This window comes from Geminicoccus flavidas, assembly GCF_009806515.1.
Taxonomy (GTDB): domain Bacteria; phylum Pseudomonadota; class Alphaproteobacteria; order Geminicoccales; family Geminicoccaceae; genus Geminicoccus; species Geminicoccus flavidus.
Map to the genome: position 1 here is coordinate 1 of NZ_WUJP01000859.1, position 1,753 is coordinate 1,753.

At 71.4% G+C, this 1,753-nt stretch carries 2 protein-coding genes and 1 pseudogene; 1 reads left to right on the plus strand and 2 read right to left on the minus strand.

From position 1 onward, the window contains the following. Positions 1-384, minus strand: a pseudogene (locus EQG76_RS24595) (molybdopterin biosynthesis protein); the annotation flags it as partial. A 92-nt stretch (positions 385-476) separates the two neighbouring features. Between EQG76_RS24595 and EQG76_RS24600 the strand changes: the two are divergent. After that, a complete protein-coding gene (locus tag EQG76_RS24600; protein ID WP_159717241.1) occupies positions 477-707 on the plus strand; it encodes a sulfurtransferase TusA family protein in 231 nt (76 codons plus the stop codon). A gap of 16 nt (positions 708-723) precedes the next feature. Here EQG76_RS24600 and EQG76_RS24605 read toward each other — a convergent pair. After that, positions 724-1,753: 4Fe-4S dicluster domain-containing protein (locus EQG76_RS24605; protein ID WP_235031544.1), on the minus strand; the 1,030-nt coding region annotated here is incomplete at its 5' end.

The following is a 1,753-nucleotide window of genomic DNA, read 5'->3' on the forward strand; positions in this document are numbered from 1 at the left end:
GCTGGCGTCTTCGCCGGGGCGGCGGGCGTTCTCGCCGGGGATGGCGGCCTGGGTGGCCTGGGCGAACCCGCCGTGGAGCACCACGGCATCGGGCGGCAGCACCGCATCCGTGCCGGCCGGCAGAAAGCTGCCGGCGACGACGCACTGCGGGACGTCCGGAAGGAAGGCCGGGTTATACGCGGAAGCGCCCACCGTGTCGGCGGCAGCCACCGCATGGCCACCACGCAGCGCCACCGCCTTTGGCGGCAGTGCCCTCGGTGCTGCCAGGGGTTCGGCCAGGACCAGGCCGGCTGCATCGCGCAGCGCGACATGTCGGGCCGGCAGGGGCCGCAGCGGAGCCAGCCAGCGCGCGAGCGCGTCGGGCACCGGAACCAGCGCGCCCATCCGGCTCACGCCGAATACCGGACAATCTACTGACACATCCAACCTGCCCGGTCTAATCCTGCCTCGCCATCACGTGACTGCCCGGGAAGCCCATGACCGAGACCCGTCTGGACCTGCGCGGGCTGGTCTGCCCGCTGCCGGCGCTGAAGACCCGCAAGGCCCTCCAGCGCCTGGAGCCGGGCGACCTGCTCCAGGTGGAATGTACCGACCCCAAGGCGGCGGTCGACATTCCGCATCTGGTGGAGGAGACCGGCGACCTGCTCCAAGAGCAGACCAGTGACGGCGATACGATCACCTTCGTCATCCGCCGCCAGGGCGGCTGAGGGGGCAATGGACCGCTCATGCCAGCCCGGCCCTGATCCGCTCGCGTTCCGCCAGATCGTCCTCAATAGTACGGGGAGGCTGCTGCTGCGGCATGTCGTGGGGGTCGAAGCTCTCGTTCACGACCGCCTCGACCCGGCAGTCCTCGCACATCATCAGCACCCGCGTCCGGTCCTGGCCGGCCTGGCCTGAGAACATCCAGTGCCGGTCGCGGAGCTTTGCCACCACGCGCTCGATGGAGGATCGGGTCCCGAACGGCTTGCTGCAGGTGATGCAGTGGAACGGCTCCTCCTCCTTGACCAGCCGGGCCGGCGCGTTCCAGGCGGCGAAGTCGAGCCGGGGCTTGAGCCGGATCACCTCCTCGGGGCAGGTCCGGGCGCACAGGCCGCACTGCACGCACAAGGCCTCGCGAAAGCGCAGCGTCGGCCGCTCGATGCCGTCGGTCAGCGCCTGCGTCGGGCAGGCCGACACGCAGGACATGCAGAGGGTGCAGCCGTCCACGTCGAAGTCGAGCCCGCCAAAGGGGGCGCCGGTCTCGAGCGGCACGCAGTCGAGCGGCTCCGGCGCCGCGGCGTGCAGCTCCCGGAACGCCGTCTCCAGCACTCTGCGCTTGCGCCCGGCCGGCACGAAGCGCGCCGGCACCCGCGCAGGCTTGCCATGCGGTGCCTCGACCAGGGCCTGGGCCAGGGCATCGGGATCGTCGGTGGCGATGATGGTGACCGGGGGCGCCCCGGTTCCGTAGCCCAACGCCTGGAGGATGGTGTCGGACAGGCTCACCATGCGCTGCAGCACCACGACGTCGTGCTTCGGCCTGGCGCGGCACAGGAAGTGGGCGCCGACGGCCCCGTAGGCGAACAGGGCTGCCACCACTTCCGGCCCGATCTCCGTCACCTCGTTGACCCGGACCGGCAGGACGTTGGCGGGCAGCCCGTCCCCGAACCGGGCGAGCGCCTGGATCAGCGGCTCACCATGATCGCCGTCATGGAGCAGCACCACGGCGTCCCTGCCGCCCGCTGCATGATAGCTGCCCATCAGCCGGCGCAGCCGG

Excerpts from the sequence above, each read along its gene's own strand:
- EQG76_RS24600 (WP_159717241.1), top strand. The coding sequence starts at position 477 with ATGACCGAGACCCGTCTGGACCTGCGCGGGCTGGTCTGCCCGCTGCCG.